Genomic DNA, 15,498 nt, shown 5'->3' with positions numbered 1-15,498 from the left:
ATGCATATTACATAACGCGCATGAACACCTCGTTTAATGCATTTTTCAGCACCTGATCTACACTTTTAGCCACACCATCGTACGTTCAGCCCTGCGACAATCAGCCTCATTAAATTATGTACCAACTTGTTAATTAGCAAGCTAAGGGCTTAGACTGCGCGCATTCCACCTGCTGAGATCCCTGGCATGAACGAAACACCGCGCGCTTCCCGCGCCACAAACATCATCCTGATCGGCCTGGGCGTGATCATCGCCCTGCTCGGCCTCCTCCTGGCTGCTGGCGGCATCAAGCTGGCCGGCCTGGGCGGCTCCTTGTACTTCCTGATCGGCGGCCTGGCCATGGCCATCGCCGGTGTCCTTGTCGCCTGCCGCAAGAAGGCCGGTGCCTGGCTGTACGCAGCGTTTCTGATCGGTACCGCGATCTGGGCGCTGATCGATACTGGCCTGGTGTTCTGGCCGCTGTTCTCGCGCCTGTTCATGTTTGCCGCGATCGGCATGGTGGTGGCACTGGTCTACCCGCTGCTGGCCCGTGCCAACGGCGCCAGTGCCGGCCGTGGTGCCTACGGCGTTGCCGGGGTGATGGCCGTTGCACTGGTGATTGCCGCCGGCAACATGTTCGTTGCCCACCCGAGCGTCGCCCCCACCGGCAAAGGGCCGGGCATGACCCCGGTCGAAGCTGGCAAAGAGCAGAAGGACTGGGCCCACTACGGCAACACTGAAGGTGGCAGCCGCTTCGCCGCGCTGGACCAGATCAACCGCGACAACGTGAACAAGCTGAAGGTGGCCTGGACCTACCACACCGGTGACGTGGCCATCAGCGACGGCAACGGTGCCGAGGACCAGTTGACCCCGTTGCAGATCGGCAACAAGGTGTTCATCTGCACCCCGCACAACAACCTTATCGCCCTTGATGCCGACACCGGCAAAGAGCTGTGGAAGAACGAGATCAACGCCCAGTCCAAGGTCTGGCAGCGTTGCCGCGGCATGGCCTACTTTGACGCCACTGCAGCCATCGCCCAGCCGACCCAGCCGAACAGCTCGCCGGTCGCCGGCGGTAGCGTGCCGGCCGGTGCCAACTGCCAGCGTCGTCTGCTGACCAACACCATCGATGGCCGCCTGATTGCCGTCGACGCCGACAATGGCGAGTTCTGCCAGGGCTTCGGCAACAACGGCCAGGTCAACCTGATGACCGGCCTGGGCAATGTACCGGACTCCTATTACCAGCTCTCCTCCGCACCGCTGATGGCCGGTACCACCGTGGTGGTCGGCGGCCGTATTGCCGACAACGTCCAGACCGACATGCCAGGCGGCGTGATCCGTGGTTTTGACGTGATCACCGGCGAAATGCGCTGGGCCTTCGACCCGGGCAACCCGGAAGACCGCCAGGCACCGCAGGGCGACAGCACCTATGTGCGCAGCACCCCGAACAGCTGGGCACCGATGTCCTACGACCCGGCGATGAACACCGTGTTCCTGCCAATGGGTTCGTCGTCCACCGACATCTACGGTGTAGAGCGCAGCAAGCTGGACCACACCTACGGCGCTTCGGTGCTGGCCCTGGATGCCACCACCGGCAACCAGAAGTGGGTGTTCCAGACCGTGCACAACGACCTCTGGGACTTCGACCTGCCGATGCAGCCGAGCCTGATCGACTTCACCAAGGACGACGGCCAGTCGGTTCCTGCGGTGGTGATCGGCACCAAGGCCGGGCAGATCTACGTGCTCGACCGTGCCACCGGCAAGCCGCTGACCCAGGTCGACGAAGTACCGGTCAAGCCAAGCAACATCCCGAACGAGCCGTACTCCCCAACCCAGCCGAAGTCGGTGGGCATGCCGCAGATCGGCGCGCAAACCCTGACCGAGTCGGACATGTGGGGCGCCACCCCGTATGACCAGCTGCTGTGCCGCATCGACTTCAAGAAAATGCGCTACGACGGCCTGTACACCGCGCCGGGCACCGACCTGTCGCTGAGCTTCCCGGGTTCACTGGGTGGCATGAACTGGGGCAGCATTTCTACCGACCCGGTACATGGCTTCATCTTCGTCAACGACATGCGTCTGGGCCTGTGGATCCAGATGATTCCGTCGCAGAACAAAGGCGGTGCGGCTTCCGGTGGCGAAGCGCTGAACACCGGCATGGGCGCAGTACCGCTCAAGGGCACCCCGTATGCGGTGAACAAGAACCGCTTCCTGTCGGTAGCCGGCATCCCGTGCCAGGCACCACCGTTCGGCACCCTGACCGCTATCGACATGAAGACCCGCCAGGTGGCCTGGCAAGTACCGGTGGGCACCGTTGAAGACACCGGCCCGCTCGGTATCCGCATGCACCTCCCGATCAAGATTGGCCTGCCAACCCTGGGCGGCACCCTGTCGACCCAAGGCGGCCTGGTGTTTATCGCCGGCACCCAGGACTTCTACCTGCGCGCCTACGACAGCAGCAACGGTAACGAAATCTGGAAGGCTCGCCTGCCAGTGGGCAGCCAGGGCGGCCCGATGACCTATGTTTCGCCGAAGACCGGCAAGCAGTACGTGGTCATCACTGCTGGCGGCGCCCGCCAGTCGACTGACCGCGGCGACTACGTGATTTCTTACGCCTTGCCGTAAGAACGCGTCGCCCCCTTCGCGGGTGAACCCGCTCCCACAAGGTCAGCACTGGCCATGCGGGCGCGGGTTCATCCGTGAATGGCCCTGAATAACAACCCGAGACACAGCAATGCCATCCGCAATTCGCATTACCCCTACCCTGCTGCTGGCCCTGGCCAGCAGCACCGCCCTGGCCGACGGCGACCTGATGACCCGCAGCACCCTGACCGGTGACTGGGGCGGCCTGCGTCACCAGCTTGAAGACGACGGCGTCAAGTTCACCGGCGACTACAGCGGCGAAACCGCCTACAACGCCCACGGCGGGCTGCACCGCTCGGCGCGCTATTCGCAGAACCTGAAGCTGGGCGTGCAGTTCGACCTGTCGAAACTGTATGGCCTGGACAACGGCGGCAAGGTCCAGCTGACCATCAACGACCGCCGCGGCAACAGTGCCTCGGAAGACCTGGTAGGCAACCGCCTGCCGATCCAGGAAAACTTCGGTGGCCTGTACACCCGCCTGACCGAGCTGAGCTACGAGCGCACCCTGTTCACCCCGGCACTCAACGTCAAGCTGGGCTACATGGCCATGGGTAACGACCTGGGCGGCCTGGACAGCGGCATCCTGTGCAACTTCATGAACGCCGGCTTCTGCGGCCACCCGCTGAACATGTCCGGTGGCAGCGGCTGGACCAACTACCCCAACGCTCACCTGGGCGTGCGGGTGAAGTACGACCTGTCGCCTGCCTGGCAATTGCGCGTGGCGGCGTTCAACGTCGACCCCGAGAGCAATGGCAACTCCAGCCGCGCCTGGCACCTGGGGCCCAAGCACACCACCGGCACCGTGGTACCGGTGGAACTGGTGTACAAGCTGCAGGGTGAACTGCCCGGCGAGTACAAGCTGGGCTACTACTACGACAGCTCCGACGTGAAACGCATCGGCAGCGATGACGAAGTATCCGGCCGTGGCGGCCACTACCTGCTGATCGACCAGGCCGTATGGAACGACCAAGGCTCGCCAGGCCGCAGCCTGCACGCCTTCGGCCAGTACTCGGCATCCAGCAAGGCCGCCTCGCCGTTCACCAAGTGGTATGGCGCCGGCGTGGTGCTGTACAAGCCGTTCGAAGGCCGCCCTAAGGATACCGTGGCGCTGGGTTACGGCCGTGCCGTGCCCAACCCGCGTAGCCGCGACGTGCTGGAAGATGCCGCTTTCAACGCAGGCCAGCAGTTCCCCGACATCGACAGCGCCGAACAGTTGATCGAACTGAGCTATGGCTACCAGGCGACCCCGTGGCTGAACTTGCGTCCGGATGTGCAGTACATCATCGAGCCGGGAGCTTTCTCGGGGAAGAAGATCGACAACGCGTTGGTGGTTGGCCTGCAGGTCAAGGCCAGCTTCTAACCTGAAGCAGACACCGACCCTTGTAGGAGCGGCCTTGCGTCGCGATGGGCCGCGCAGCGGCCCCAAAATTTCCGTGTTTAAGCTGATTTCTTGGGGCCGCTGCGCGGCCCATCGCGACACAAGGCCGCTCCTACATACGTGCTTTACCCTGTCAGACGGGAGCCTGCCGCAGGTAATCCACCAACCTCAGCAGCATGGCATCACATCCCCGTAACTGCTCGACACTGACAAATTCATCCGGCTTGTGCCCCTGGTCCATGCTGCCAGGCCCGCACACCACGGTCGGGATCCCTGCCTGGTCGAACAAGCCGCCTTCGGTGCCAAACGCCACCGTACCGAATTCATCCGTGCCACTGAGCAGCGCCACCAGCCGCGCCGCCTCGCTGTCTGCCGATGTCGCCAGCCCAGGGTACGCACTCAACGGTTGCAGGCGAATATCACTGGCGGCATTGACCTTGCGCATGCGCGGCAGCAGCTCGGCCTCTGCATAGGTCTGCAACTGGTCGGCCACTGCCTGCGCTTCGAACCCTGGCAGCGCGCGCACTTCGAAATCGAACTCACACTCTGCCGGCACGATATTCAGCGCCCTGCCCCCTTTTATCACGCCGGTCTGCACCGTGGAGAACGGTGGGTCGAAGCGCACGTCGTGATGCGCCGGCAATGCCAGCGCGTCACCGATGTCACCCAACTTGCCGATCAGCTTCGCCGCATACTCGATGGCATTCACCCCATACGGCGCATACGCCGAGTGACAGGCCGCGCCATGCACGTGGCAACGCATCGCCAGCTTGCCTTTGTGCCCCAGCACCGGCTTCAGCTCGGTGGGTTCGCCAATCAGGCACAGGCGTGGCTTGTGCGGGCGCTGTTCGAGCGCGGCCAGCATCGAGCGCACACCCAGGCAACCCACTTCCTCGTCGTAGGAAAATGCCAGGTGCACCGGCAGGTGCAACGGCTGGGCAAGGAACGCGGGCACGGCGGCCAGCACCGACGCGATGAAGCCTTTCATGTCAGCCGTGCCGCGGCCATACAGGCGCCCGTCACGTTCGCTCAGGGCAAACGGCTCGACGGTCCAGGCCTGGCCGTCCACCGGCACTACATCGGTGTGCCCCGACAGCACCACGCCGCCAACGCCCCGGGGGCCGATGGTGGCGAACAGGTTGGCTTTGGTGCGCTCCGGGTTATGGAACAGTTCGCTTTCCACCCCCAGCTCGGCGAGGTAATCACGGATAAAGCCGATCAGCTCAAGGTTGGAGTCCCGGCTGACCGTGGCAAAGCCGACCAGCCGGGCCAGCAGCGCGCGGCTGGCAAAATCACTCATCGCCCGGCACCCCGTAGCTCGGTGCAGCCGTCGGGTTCAGGGCGCGGGTAACGTAATCCTGCATCTGCGGGCGGTACGCCTGCCACAGGCCAGCGAGCACACCGATCGGGTCGGTATCGGCCCAGTCCACGCGCAGGTCCACCAATGGCCAGGTCAGCTCGCCAGCGATCTTCAACGCCGCCGAGTGCACCGGCCCGGCCTCGCCACCTGCGGCCATCGCCGCATGCATGGCAGCCAGCAAGCGGTCGGCCAGGTGCCCGCCGGCCTGTTCAAAGGCCAGGACCATCGCTTCGACCACCTGGGTCGAGGACAACAGGTTACCCGCCGCCGCGCATTGTTCACCGGCCACCGCATTGTGCGTGCCCAATGCCTCGCGACCGGTGAACAGTGCCACCTGGCCTTGGCTGTCGATCACTGTGACCTGGCGGTACTCGCTCCAGCCATTGGCGCTCAGTACCCGGTCCAGCGCAGCCGCAGGCGGCAACTGGCCCTGCTCCAGGGCATCGAGAATCTGCGGGCCCAGCGCCGGCAAGGTGATGTTCTGGGTGGAAACAGCGCCAACACCCGCACGTACCCAAGGGCAACGGGCGCCCACGGCGATGCTCGACGAACTGATGGCGATGCCGACCTGGCCGGTTTCCTGGCAGCGGCCGATGATGGAGAAGGTCATGGTAAAGCTCCTGTTGTCCTGTGCGATGCAGGGCATTCTGGGCGCAACCTTCTACCCCACGAAACCAACATTTTCCGAGGGGTTAGGCAGGAAAAAAATATGTTCTGGCAGAGATCGAGCGCCGCGCGGGCGGCGCTCGATTTATGCACCACCCCATAAACCAAGACATGCACTGGGCCAACACACACTACACGCTACAAAATCCAAGGCCTTCGCCGTTTTATCGGCAAGCTCCAGCTAAATACTATTTTCGCCATTCGTGCAGCATCCCTAGTCTGGCTCCAGGCAACGGCGGTCCTCCAAACCGACCTTACAAAAACCGCCTGAACAAGGGCTCGGACATGACACTGAACAACCTCGAAATCGACACACTCGTCGTCGGCGCCGGCCAGGCCGGCGTGGCCATGAGCGAACACCTGAGCAAGCTTGGCGTGCCGCACCTGGTGCTTGAGCGCAACCGCATCGCCGAGGCCTGGCGCACCGGCCGCTGGGACTCGCTGGTGGCCAACGGCCCGGTCTGGCACGACCGCTTCCCGGGCCTGGAATTCAACCTCGACGCCGATGCCTTCGCGGGCAAGGACCAAGTGGCCGACTACTTCGAGCAGTACGTACGCAAGTACAACCTGCCAGTGCGCACCGGCATCGAAGTGAAGCGCGTGGTGCGCAACAGCGACCGCCCAGGCTTCACCATCGAAACCAATGAAGGGGTGATTCGCGCCAACCGTGTGGTCGCCGCCACCGGCCCGTTCCAGAAGCCGGTGATCCCGGCCATCGCGCCGAAAGACAGCAACCTGCACCAGATCCACTCCGCCGCCTACTTCAACCCCGAGCAGTTGCCTGAGGGCGCAGTGCTGGTGGTGGGCGCAGGCTCCTCCGGCGTGCAGATTGCCGAAGAACTGATGCGCGCAGGCCGCCAGGTGTACCTGTCGGTCGGTGCCCACGACCGCCCGCCACGGGCCTACCGCAACCGCGACTTCTGCTGGTGGCTGGGTGTGCTGGGTGAGTGGGACGCAGAAATCGCCAAGCCCGGTCGCGAGCACGTGACCATCGCCGTCAGCGGCGCCCGTGGCGGCCACACCGTGGACTTCCGCGCCCTCGCCCATCAAGGCATGACCCTGGTCGGCCTTACCCAGTCGTTCGAGCACGGCGTGGCGCGCTTCCAGGACAACCTGGTCGAGAACATCAACCGCGGCGATGAAAACTACCTGGCCCTGCTGGATGCTGCCGATGCCTACATCGAAAGCAACGGCCTGGACCTCCCGGAAGAACCCGAAGCCCGCACGCGCCTGGCCGACCCGGCCTGCATGAGCAACCCGCTGCGCGAACTGGACCTGGCCAAGGCCGGCGTTACCAGCATCATCTGGGCCACCGGTTACGGCGTGGACTTCAGCTGGCTGCAGGTGGACACCTTCGATGCCAACGGCAAGCCCCAGCACCAGCGCGGCGTAGCCCGCGAACCTGGCGTGTACTTCCTTGGCCTGCCGTGGTTGTCGCGCCGTGGTTCGTCGTTCATCTGGGGCGTGTGGCACGACGCCAAGCACGTCGCCGGCCACATTGCCACGCAACGCACCTACCTGGCCTACCGCGACCGCGAACAGCGCGAGGCGGATGAGCAGCAAGCCAACACGATCAGCAACGTCAGCACCCTCGGAGCCCACTGATGCCTACCCATACTCGCATCCGCATGTTCAACACCAAGGAAACCTACCCCAACCAGACCCTGGACAACGACCTGTGCCAGGCCGTGCGGGCCGGCAACACCATCTATGTGCGTGGCCAGGTCGGTACCGACTTCGAAGGCAAGCTGGTGGGCCTGGGTAACCCCCAGGCGCAGGCCGAACAGGCCATGAAGAACGTCAAGCAACTGCTTGAAGAAGCGGGCTCCGACCTGTCGCACATCGTCAAGACCACCACCTATATCACCGACCCGCGCTTCCGCGAGCCGGTGTACAAGGAAGTAGGCAAGTGGCTGAAGGGCGTGTTCCCGATCTCCACCGGGCTGGTAGTCGCCGGGTTGGCCCAGGCCGAGTGGCTGATGGAGATCGACGTGATTGCCGTGGTACCGGATCAGCAGTGACCGGCAACCTGCACAGCGGGTGACATAGGTCGCCTGCCGTGCAGCCAGGCGTGGGTTACCTGTGCCGCCGCTTGCAGCCGCTGCTCGGCGGGTAAGCCAGCGCACGGCACCTCCACACTGATGTCCACGTCCCCCGGCAACGCCGCCAGCAACGCTGCCAGCGGCAGTTGCCCTTGCCCCGGCAGCAATCGGCCTTCGCGCGCCTCCCTGATGATCAGCTCATCTACGGGCGCCAGCATCGGTGCATCACACAGTTGCACCGCACGCAGCAAACCCGGGTCGACTGCGCCGATGTCGGCCACCTGGCCACCGGAGCGGAACAGGTGCAAGGCATCGACCAGCACGCCACTGTTGGCCTGCCCCGCGCCCGTCACCACCGCGCAAGCCTGTTGCAAAGTCGCCACCGGCCGCCAGCGCATGAATTCCAGGTCCACACGTAGGCCATGGCCACGCGCCATTTCACACAGCGCTGCAAAGTTGCCGGTCAGCCGTGCAACATCCTCATCGTCGCCGGACACTGTCAGGCTCAACGCGCCCAGCTCGGCACCTGCAGCCAACAGCGCCTGGTAATCAGCCACCCGGGTTTGCGCCGTCAGCGACACGAACTCGATGTCCGTCACCCGCACGCCTTCCCCAGCCAGCACCGCCCGCAGCTCACGCATTGCCTGGCTACCGGCCGCAACCGGGTAGGCCAGTGCACCCGCCATCACCGGGTGCAGGCGCAGCCCCACCGCACTGAAGCCGGCGTGGCGCGCCTCGCGTACCAGCCTCGCCGGCGCCAGTTGCAGCGCCGTCAGGTGCGCCACGCCCAGGCCAGTCAATAAGTCGCCCTCCCACCACTGAGGTCGAATACAAAGCCGGTGGTAAAGCTGCACTCGGGCCCGGCAATCCAGCTGACCATATTGGCGATCTCCTCGGCCTTGAGAAAGCGCCCCATGGGGATCTTGGCCTTGCTCGCGGCAATATGCTCCGCTGTCATCTCGGCCATCAGCGGCGTCTCGACCATGGCCGGTGCCACGCAGTTGAGCAGCACACCGTCCTGGGCCAGCTCCTTGGCCGCTGCCTTGGTGAAGGCGATGACCCCGGCCTTGGCGGCCGAATAGCCCGAGATGTACTGCACGCCATCCTTGCCGGCCATGGAGGCGATATTGACGATGCGCCCATAGCCACGTTCACGCATGTGCGGGATGGCGGTGCGGCAGCAATAGAACACACCGTTCAGGTCGATGGCGATGACCTTGTCCCAGGCCTCTGCCGGGTACTCCCACGACGCCACCACCGGGCCGTTGATGCCGGCATTGTTGACCAGGATCTGGACTTGGCCCAAGCGCGCCAGCGTCTCGGCAAAAGCCGCCTCGACCGAGGCCAGCGACGACACATCGACCGCCTGGCGCAGCACCGGCTCAAAGCCGTTTTCTACGCTGTCCCAGCCGTCGACAGCGAGGTCCCAGATCACCACCTGGGCGCCGGCAGCATGCAGGCGCTGGGCGATCGCCAGGCCGATGCCACGCATGCCACCGGTCACGATTGCGGTCTGGCCTTGCAGGTACTGGCTCATTGTTTAGCTCCATTTTCTTCAGAAGGAATTTCGGGCAAGCGACGCAGGTCGCTGACCATGAACAGGTAGCACAGCGCCCCCAGTACGGTGATCGACGACACGAACGCCAGGGCCCAGACGAACGAGCCGGTCAGCGAAACGATGATGCCGATGGTCAGGGGTGTAACGATGCCCGCCGCGTTGGCAAACAGGTTGAACAGGCCACCACTGAGGCCCAGCAAACCTTTGGGTGCGATATCGGACACGATCATCCAGGCCAGCGCCGACATGCCCTGGGCGAAATAGGCGATGCACAGGATGGTGATGACCAGCGCGTCGGACTCGACGTAGTTGGCCAGCACGATCACCGAAGCGGTCAGCAGCCCGGCGATTACCGGCAGCTTGCGCGCCACGTTCAGCGAGTAGCCACGGCGCAGCAAGGCGTCAGACAGCCAGCCGCCGACCAGGGTGCCCAGCGAAGCGGCAATGAACGGCAGCACCGCCACCCAACCGACCTTGAGCCAGGGCATATGCCGCTCGGTGACCAGGTAAGTGGGGAACCAGGTCAGGAAGAACACGTTGGTGGAGTTGCAGGCGAACTGCCCCAGGCAGATGCCCAGCATGTTGCGGTGCTTGAGCAGCGCCGGGATCTGCGACCAACGGAACTGGGTGGCTTTCTGCCCGCCATCGACCACCCCGCCACCGGCGGCGATGTAGTCGAGTTCGGCCTGGTTGGCGGTGGTCGACTCGTGCGGCTCGTGGTACTTGCGCCACCACACCAGGCCATAGAGGATGCCCATCAGGCCCACAGCCAGCAGCAGAAACCGCCAGCCATAGGCATGCAGCACCCAGAACAGCAATGGCGTCAGGAACGCCAGCCCGGTGTATTCGGCAAATGTGTAGATGCCGGTCGCCCTGGCCCGCTCACTCTGCGGGAACCAGGTAGCCACTACCCGGCTGTTGGTAGGGAAGCACGGTGCTTCGGTCATGCCCACCAGAAAGCGCATGCCCAGCAACGACAAAAAGCCCTGCGCCAGCCCTTGCAGGCCGGTGAACAGCGACCACAACGTCAGTGCCAGCCAGTAGGTGAGCTTGGTGCCCAGCCGGTCGATGAGGATGCCACCGGGGATCTGCGCGGCAGCGTAGGTCCACGAGAAGGCAGAAAAGATCACCCCCATCATCGCCGCGTTCAGGCCCAGGTCGGCACTGATGCTGGGCGCGGCAATGCCCATCACGCTGCGGTCGAGGTAGTTGATCATGGTGCCGCCCGAAATCAGCGCGAGGATCATGAAGCGGGTGCGGGTGCGTTGCTGCGCGCGTGCCGGGGTGTCAAACACCCCGAGGCTGGCGTTCTGTTCAGTGTTCATGACGGTTGCTCTCTTGTTATTGGAGTGGCAAAAGCGAGGTTCTAGGCGAACCCGAACAGACGTCGTGGGGTGTCCCACATCACTGCCTGGCGCAGCCGGGCATCCGGCATCAGGCGCTCGGCCAGTTTCAGCAGCGGGCCGTAGTCCACCCGCGAGCGCTGGCGAATGAACGGCCAGTCCGAGCCCCACACGCAGGCATCCGCACCGAACGCTTCGAGCAGGGCGTGCACGTAGGCACGGCTTTGCTCCAGCAACGCATCGGCCGCCGCGAACTTCTGCATGCCTGACAGCTTGACGCTGGCGCGGCCACTGTCAGCCAGTTGCAGCAAGGCCTGGAAGCCCGGTTGCTGCACGCCAGCCGCCACGTCCGGCCGGCCGCAATGGTCGATCAGCAAGCGTGCACGCGAGCCCTGAAGCAGGCTACGCAGTTCAAGCAGTTGGTCTTCGCAGACCTGCACCTGGGCGAACAGGTCGAGCTCGGCAAGCTTGCCCAACAGGCCGTCAACGTCCTTGAGGCTCGCTACCCCGTACAGCGCGGGATTGAAGGCGACACCCACCACCCCTTGCGCCTGCAGCGCAGCCAGCGCATCGAGGTGGATATCCGCCTCGACCACCGCCACGCCCTTGAACCGCCCCTGCCCGGTGGCCAAGGCATGCAGCAGGCAGCGGTTGTCGGTGTGGTACCCGCTGTTGGGGCCCACCAGCAAGGCATGTTGCACACCATAGGTGTCCATCACCCGGGTGAACTGTTCCTGGGTGGCGACTTCCTGGCCGGAGGGCGCATAGGGTGCGTCGGGGTGGTACGGGAAACGGGCGGGATCAAACAAATGGTTATGGCAATCGATCTTCGGTTCGTCAAAGATGTTCACGCAGCACTCCCGGCAGCGCCACTGCGCATGCCTTCAGATCTTGTTATTGTGCGCCGCAAGGGCAATTTGGCTGGGTTCAAGATACTGCGTGGCCGGGTTTGGCGCTCATACCCAGATGGCAAAGACCATAACCGAAGGTAATAGATATGCTGCTTGGCAACGAAGGCGCAGACGCAAGCCCCATGGTGTTCAAGCTGCGGCACATGGAAGTGTTCCGTGCGGTGATGCTGACCGGCTCGATCAGCGCGGCGGCCAAGCTGCTGTACGTGTCGCAGCCGGCTGTCAGCAAGCTGATCCAGTACATCGAAGGGCGTTTGAGCTACCGCCTGTTCGAGCGCATCAACAACCGCCTGGTCCCCACGGCCGAGGCGCAGGTGCTGTTCCGCGAAGTCGAGCGGGTGTATCAGGCAGCGCTGGAGGTCAACGAATGCGCCCTGTCACTGGGCGCTGGCGGCCACCGCAAGCTGCGCATCTCGTGCAGCGCTTCGCTGTCAACGGTGGTCATCCCGATTGCCCTGGCCCAGCTCAAGCGTGAGGCGCCTTCGCTGAACATCGAGTGGCAAACCTCGCTGATGGGCGAAATGCCCAACCAGATCCTGTCGAAAAAGGTCGACCTGTCGATTGCCGCCCTGCCCGTGGTACACGATCACCTGCATTCGCAGCCCTTCATGCGCGGGCGCATGGTGGTGGTGATGCCACCCGATCACACGTTGGCCGGGCATACCTCGCTGACCTTGCAGCAGCTGGAAGGCCATCCGCTGCTGCTGTTCAGGCCCGACATGCCGTTTGGCAAACTGCTTGCCGAGCACATCGAGCGCCACGGCGCGCAGTTGCCGTCACTGTTGTCGTTCACCAATGCCAACGAGGCTGTGGCGCTGGTCAAGCAAGGCATGGGCATCAGCGTGATAGACGAGTTCGTGGCCCAGGACAGCGGCCTGGCGGTGGTGCCGCTGGCAGACGAAATTCACTTCGACATCAGCTTTGTCTATTCGCGCTTCGAGCCGCCGTCCCATGCGGCGATGCATTTGATGCGGGTGCTGCAGGGCCAGGCGCAGAAGCTTGGGCGGGCGATTGTAGGCTAATGAGGCCCTTGGGGCTGCGCCGCAGCCCATCGCCGGCAAGCCAGCTCCCACAGGGATGGCATTGTTCCCGGCTGGCGCGAACAGTGTGGGAGCTGGCTTGCCGGCGATGGGCCGCAAAGTGGCCCCGGCTGTTTGAGCTAGAAACCAACGGTTGCCGATAGCAGGTAGGTACGCGGCGTGGAAAGGGTCAGCCCCGGCTCACTGTCATCCGAGGCACCGGCCGAGCTCCAGTAGCGATCATCCAGCACGTTCTCGACACTGGCGCGCAAGGTAACCTGGGTAGCGTCCACCTTGAAGGCATAGCGCGCCCCCAGGTCGTAGCGCTCCCAGCCATCGATCTGCTTGCTGTTGTTCTGGTCCAGGTATTGCGAGCTGGAGTGAATGCCGCGCGCCGTCAGGGTCAGGCCATTCACCCCCGGCACGTCCCATTCGGCGCCGAGGTTGACGTTGTACTCGGGCGTGGCCGGCGCACGGTTGCCATCAACGGCGCCACCCACGGTATCGGTCAGCTCGCTATCGATATACATCACCCCACCCAGCACCCGCACCCCTTGGACGGGTTCACCGAACACGCTCAGCTCGATACCGCGGTTGTCGCGTTTGCCATTGGGGCCGAACACCCGCGAAGTGGCGTTGGTCTCGTAGGCCGGCTGGCGAATACGGAAGGCACTGGCGGTAAAGGCCACCTGGCCCAGGTCGTACTTGGCCCCCACCTCAACCTGGCGGCTGGTGAACGGCGGGAAGATCTGGTCTTCGTTGACCGAGGTCGAAGGTGCGATCTTGCCCTGGCTCAGGCCTTCCATGTAGTTGGCGTACAACGACAGCTGGTCGGTAACCTTGAGCAACACGCCGCCAGAAGGCGAGACTTTTTCTTCGTCGTAGGCGGTGTCGCCTTTGACGCCGTCGCTCCAGTCATCCACCTGCACCCGCTGCCAGCGCGCCCCCAGGGTCAGCAGCAGACGGTCATCGAAAAACCCGAGGGTGTCGGCCAGGGCCACGCCAGAGAAGCGGTTTTCGGTGTAGACCTCTGGATCGATGCGGGTAGGGGTATCAGGCGTAGGCGTCGCTACCGGGTTGTAGAGGTTACTGGGCGCCGAAGCATAGCGCGCGCCGCCGTTGGTGAAGTCCATGTAGAAGTAGGTGGCGGCCAGGTTCAGCTCGTGGCTGACTGGCCCGGTGTGGAACCAGTTGCGCACACCCGCCATGGCGGTGCGCACCGTTTCATCGCGGGTAAAGTCGCGCGGCTGCACGGTGAAATCACCGGCATCGTTGGTGATGGACACGTTGTGCCGCAAGAAGTCGTGGTTGCTTTTGCGCGCGCCGACCGCGCCATAGGCCAGCAGCGACTCGCTGACGTCGTACTCGGCATGCAGTGCGCCAAAGGTGTCGTTGGTGCGCGCCTTGCTCCAGGCCTGGGCATAGTTGTGGCGTACATCGTTGGCGTCCGGCACTTTGGCGTTGGCACCTACCAGCACACGCTCTTGCGGCGCATCGGTGTCACGCTCGGTGTGGCCGAGGTCTGCCGACAAGCGCAGGCGCTCGCCACGAAAATCCAGGCCCAGCACCGCCATTTCGCGCTCGACGCGCTGGTGGTCCCACTCGGTATCGCCCGCCTGCTTCACACCGTTGAAGCGCACGCCAAACTGCTGGCCTTCACCAAAGCGCCGGCCCACGTCCACCGCGCCGCCTGCCTGGCCAGCCGACGCATAGCTGCCGGTAAACTCGGTGATCGGCTTGTCGCCGGCCCGCTTGGGCTGCACATTGATGCCGCCGCCCACGCTGCCTCGCGGCGAAATGCCGTTGATCAACTGGCTGGGGCCTTTGATGATATCGACCCGATCGGCCATTTCCATGTCGATCGAGTAGGTCGGCAAGATGCCGTACAGGCCGTTGTACGCAACGTCACTGTTGAACAGGCTGAAGCCGCGAATGGTGAACTGCTCGAAACGCCCACCCGCCGGGTTGGTGGCGCGCACCGAGGGGTCGGTGGCGATAAGCTCGCCCAAGGTTCGCGCTTGCTGGTTCTTCACCAGCTCGCTGGTGTAGCTGGTTATGCTGAACGGGGTTTCCATGAAATCGCGTGCGCCAAGCAGGCCCTGTGCACCTTGGCGCGAAACCTGCCCACCGGCATAAGGCTGTGCTTCACCGCCCGCCGCCAGGCCGCCGACAATGCTAGTGGGGGCAATTTCCAGCGCCCCACCCGCCTGGGGCGCCGGCACCAGAGTGAAAGCGCCCTCACCCACGGGCAGCAATTGCAGGCCGCTACCACTCAGCAGCTGCAAGAAACCTTCTTCGACACTGTAGCTACCCGACAGGCCATTGCTCTGCCGGCCCCGGACCAATGCCGGGTCCAGCGAAAGGCTGACGCCGGCCTGGTCGGCAAACCGGGTGAGTGCGGCGCCAAGGCTGGCGGCCGGCACCTGATAGGCACGCCGCGCCGCCTCATCGGCCCAGGCGGGTGCAGACAACAACAGGCTCATGGCGAACAACGGCCGCACTGCGCGCACCAGTGGGCGCAAGCGGCAAGACATTACTGCAGGCATTGAACAAGGCTCCCCTTTGGTTTCTTCTACCGGTAATGACCGGCGAGTGAAAA

The 15,498-nt window shown here is 64.1% G+C and carries 12 protein-coding genes; 5 read left to right on the top strand and 7 right to left on the bottom strand.

Annotated features, from left to right (window positions below):
* Positions 1–186 precede the first annotated feature (186 nt).
* Together N805_RS05735 and N805_RS05730 are read left to right on the top strand one after the other, a co-directional pair.
* On the top strand, positions 187–2,604 hold the full coding sequence (locus N805_RS05735; RefSeq protein ID WP_028613071.1) for a glucose/quinate/shikimate family membrane-bound PQQ-dependent dehydrogenase: 2,418 nt from the start codon (positions 187–189) through the stop codon (positions 2,602–2,604).
* Positions 2,605–2,713: 109 nt separating this feature from the next.
* The gene (locus N805_RS05730) at positions 2,714–3,982 is read left to right on the top strand and encodes a carbohydrate porin (protein WP_028613072.1); all 1,269 of its coding nucleotides are present in this window, start codon (positions 2,714–2,716) and stop codon (positions 3,980–3,982) included.
* A gap of 151 nt (positions 3,983–4,133) precedes the next feature.
* Here the strand turns inward: N805_RS05730 and argE are convergent, their stop codons facing one another.
* Positions 4,134–5,300 carry an acetylornithine deacetylase gene (gene argE, locus N805_RS05725; RefSeq protein WP_028613073.1) on the bottom strand — a complete coding sequence of 389 codons (1,167 nt, stop codon included), beginning with the start codon at positions 5,298–5,300 and terminating at the stop codon, positions 4,134–4,136.
* Complete coding sequence (locus tag N805_RS05720; protein ID WP_028613074.1) at positions 5,293–5,970, bottom strand: DUF1028 domain-containing protein; 678 nt, start codon at positions 5,968–5,970, stop codon at positions 5,293–5,295. Before N805_RS05720 ends, argE begins: the two co-directional genes overlap by 8 nt.
* Positions 5,971–6,311: 341 nt before the next feature.
* Here N805_RS05720 and N805_RS05715 point away from each other — a divergent pair, with 341 nt between their 5' ends.
* Both N805_RS05715 and N805_RS05710 read left to right on the top strand, forming a co-directional pair.
* Positions 6,312–7,631: a flavin-containing monooxygenase gene (locus N805_RS05715; protein WP_028613075.1), complete on the top strand. Its 1,320-nt coding sequence runs from the start codon at positions 6,312–6,314 to the stop codon at positions 7,629–7,631.
* A complete protein-coding gene (locus N805_RS05710) occupies positions 7,631–8,047 on the top strand; it encodes a RidA family protein (RefSeq protein WP_028613076.1) in 417 nt (138 codons plus the stop codon). The genes N805_RS05715 and N805_RS05710 overlap by 1 nt, the downstream gene beginning before the upstream one ends.
* Here N805_RS05710 and N805_RS05705 read toward each other — a convergent pair.
* From N805_RS05705 to N805_RS05690, 4 genes are read right to left on the bottom strand one after another with little or no spacing between them, the layout of a single operon-like run.
* Positions 8,038–8,868, bottom strand: coding sequence for a sugar phosphate isomerase/epimerase family protein (locus N805_RS05705; RefSeq protein ID WP_028613077.1), 831 nt, complete (start codon positions 8,866–8,868; stop codon positions 8,038–8,040). The two genes, N805_RS05710 and N805_RS05705, sit on opposite strands and share 10 nt — an antisense overlap.
* Positions 8,865–9,605, bottom strand: a complete 741-nt coding sequence (locus N805_RS05700) for an SDR family NAD(P)-dependent oxidoreductase (protein WP_028613078.1) — start codon at positions 9,603–9,605, stop codon at positions 8,865–8,867. The genes N805_RS05705 and N805_RS05700 overlap by 4 nt, the downstream gene beginning before the upstream one ends.
* Entirely contained in the window at positions 9,602–10,951 is a 1,350-nt protein-coding gene (locus N805_RS05695) for an MFS transporter (RefSeq protein WP_028613079.1), read from the bottom strand. The genes N805_RS05700 and N805_RS05695 overlap by 4 nt, the downstream gene beginning before the upstream one ends.
* Positions 10,952–10,992: 41 nt before the next feature.
* The gene (locus N805_RS05690) at positions 10,993–11,820 is read right to left on the bottom strand and encodes an amidohydrolase family protein (protein ID WP_028613080.1); all 828 of its coding nucleotides are present in this window, start codon (positions 11,818–11,820) and stop codon (positions 10,993–10,995) included.
* A 146-nt stretch (positions 11,821–11,966) separates the two neighbouring features.
* On the opposite strand from N805_RS05690, the gene N805_RS05685 reads away from it, so the two are divergent.
* Entirely contained in the window at positions 11,967–12,902 is a 936-nt protein-coding gene (locus N805_RS05685) for a LysR family transcriptional regulator (protein ID WP_028613081.1), read from the top strand.
* A gap of 137 nt (positions 12,903–13,039) precedes the next feature.
* On the opposite strand, the gene N805_RS05680 is transcribed toward N805_RS05685, so the two are convergent.
* On the bottom strand, positions 13,040–15,445 hold the full coding sequence (locus N805_RS05680; RefSeq protein ID WP_028613082.1) for a TonB-dependent receptor: 2,406 nt from the start codon (positions 15,443–15,445) through the stop codon (positions 13,040–13,042).
* Between the last annotated feature and the right edge of the window lie 53 nt (positions 15,446–15,498).

This window comes from Pseudomonas putida S13.1.2, from assembly GCF_000498395.2.
GTDB lineage: Bacteria > Pseudomonadota > Gammaproteobacteria > Pseudomonadales > Pseudomonadaceae > Aquipseudomonas > Aquipseudomonas putida_Q.
The sequence above is the reverse complement of the archived record's forward strand: the minus strand, read 5'-3'. Positions and strand labels throughout refer to the sequence as shown.

What these genes read in the sequence shown, in the direction of transcription:
- N805_RS05735 (WP_028613071.1), top strand. Translation starts at nt 187, where the DNA reads ATGAACGAAACACCGCGCGCTTCCCGCGCCACAAACATCATCCTGATC.
- N805_RS05730 (WP_028613072.1), top strand. Translation starts at nt 2,714, where the DNA reads ATGCCATCCGCAATTCGCATTACCCCTACCCTGCTGCTGGCCCTGGCC.
- argE (WP_028613073.1), bottom strand. Translation starts at nt 5,300, where the DNA reads ATGAGTGATTTTGCCAGCCGCGCGCTGCTGGCCCGGCTGGTCGGCTTT.
- N805_RS05720 (WP_028613074.1), bottom strand. Translation starts at nt 5,970, where the DNA reads ATGACCTTCTCCATCATCGGCCGCTGCCAGGAAACCGGCCAGGTCGGC.
- N805_RS05715 (WP_028613075.1), top strand. Translation starts at nt 6,312, where the DNA reads ATGACACTGAACAACCTCGAAATCGACACACTCGTCGTCGGCGCCGGC.
- N805_RS05710 (WP_028613076.1), top strand. Translation starts at nt 7,631, where the DNA reads ATGCCTACCCATACTCGCATCCGCATGTTCAACACCAAGGAAACCTAC.
- N805_RS05700 (WP_028613078.1), bottom strand. Translation starts at nt 9,605, where the DNA reads ATGAGCCAGTACCTGCAAGGCCAGACCGCAATCGTGACCGGTGGCATG.
- N805_RS05695 (WP_028613079.1), bottom strand. Translation starts at nt 10,951, where the DNA reads ATGAACACTGAACAGAACGCCAGCCTCGGGGTGTTTGACACCCCGGCA.
- N805_RS05685 (WP_028613081.1), top strand. Translation starts at nt 11,967, where the DNA reads ATGCTGCTTGGCAACGAAGGCGCAGACGCAAGCCCCATGGTGTTCAAG.
- N805_RS05680 (WP_028613082.1), bottom strand. Translation starts at nt 15,445, where the DNA reads ATGCCTGCAGTAATGTCTTGCCGCTTGCGCCCACTGGTGCGCGCAGTG.